A 1675-nucleotide genomic window follows, 5' to 3' on the forward strand; every position below is an offset into this window, starting at 1 on the left:
AGATGAGAAAGCAAATGCAAAAATTTGCTAAAAATTTTATGGATTATAGGGATAATATGCGTTGTTTTTTGTTGGCAAAAAATGATGATACAAAAGAAGTTGAGGAAACATTTAGCATAGCACGCGAAAACGGAATAATATACGAAAATATGAATTCAGTCCATTTTGGTATCAAAACACATCATTATAAGCCCTGTATAGCAAGGGTTTATAAAATGGGGATTCTATTGCTTAGCACTAATACTATCGTAGATACAAGTTCTCTCATAGATAAAGATACTTTTTATACTTGTGAGGGCAATATGATACTTGATATTTTTTCGATTAAGGGTTTGGCTCGTTTTAAATTGTATAGTAGGTTTTTTTCAAAAGAATATGAAGAAGCCATTATAGAGGCTTCCAAAGCATTGCAAGAATTAAGCTCAAATAGTCGCTATACTCAAGTATGTGTTTTTGAAGATGAGGGGTATATATGCACAAATGGAGGGTGTGAGTTTGATTTAGATGAAATGCAAACTAGAGTTATTCAACCACTTGATAGATTTATTCAAAATATAGATTTAAGGAAACTAAATGCCAATTAAAGCAACAAATTTAAGTTATGAGGAGTTTAATGATAGATTACTTAGCCTATTAAAGCTGGTTGAAGGGATTCAAACAAAGATTTATGCTGATAGTGCAGATATTCCAAAAATTACCATTGGCATAGGATTTAATATTGAAGTGGATATATGGAGAGAAGTAGTTTTAATGTATAAAGTAGGGATTTTGCAATACGCAGACTTAGAAAATGGCGTCTATACTCTAGCTAATATACTAGGCAAACAATCACAATCTACGCAAACTCTCATTAATACAACTTCTAAAGAAATAAAAGATAAGATTAATGAGTATAGAATAAACAATAAAATTCAAAAAAATACCTATCAAACAGGTAAAAGTCCAAATCAAAATATGATTGATCTACAAAAAGACATTAACACTATTTTGCAAAACAATATAAAAAACTATAATGAATACCCCGAAAATATCAACCAAAAACTTAATGCAAATATGGTTTTTGAGCTTACAGATAATGAAGCAATAGAAGTTAAAAATATCATTAGCTTTAATGAAATTAAGGCACTAAGAAACAAATTAAACACATGGAATGCAAATTATCTTACTTCTTTTAGCAAAACAGAATCTATCAATCCACAAGAGTTTATTCCCTTACTATCTATTTATTATCAGCGTCCAGCAAGATTTAATCCAGAAAGCGGACTTATTTTACTTCAAAAAGCCCTAAAGGATAAGAATAGATTTTTAGCGTGGTTTTCTGTGCGTTATTATGCCGATATACGACAATTTAAAAACCCTTATTACTCTCGCCGAATCCAAGAAGCTGCAATGTTTGGACTAAACAACAAAGATTCAAATAATCAGATTGAATACTTTTCAACAAGCCTTGATATATTTTCTTGTCTTAACTTTAACTTCAAAGAAGCAAACACGAAACAAGGGTTAGGTCTTCCAGATACTTACACTTATCTTTCTTTTATGCAAACTTATAAAGAATGCAAAGAAATTGATGAAACAGCAAAGAATCTCTTAAAAGAATACAATATATACCATACTAAAGACAAACATTATTATTCTTATGTCGGCAAAGATGAATTTCAAGATATAACCAACA

General features: G+C 30.0%; 1 protein-coding gene and 1 pseudogene. Both read left to right on the forward strand.

Annotation, left to right across the window (positions count from 1 at the left end; translation table 11 throughout):
• Positions 1 to 584 (forward strand): hypothetical protein (locus tag HCCG_RS11335; protein WP_002957689.1); only part of this gene is annotated, 584 nt, incomplete at its 5' end.
• Positions 574 to 1675: pseudogene (locus HCCG_RS11340) on the forward strand (hypothetical protein); the annotation flags it as partial. The gene HCCG_RS11335 and the pseudogene HCCG_RS11340, both read left to right, overlap by 11 nt.

Origin of the sequence: Helicobacter cinaedi CCUG 18818 = ATCC BAA-847, from assembly GCF_000155475.1 — a bacterium.
Classification (GTDB): Bacteria; Campylobacterota; Campylobacteria; order Campylobacterales; family Helicobacteraceae; genus Helicobacter_C; species Helicobacter_C cinaedi.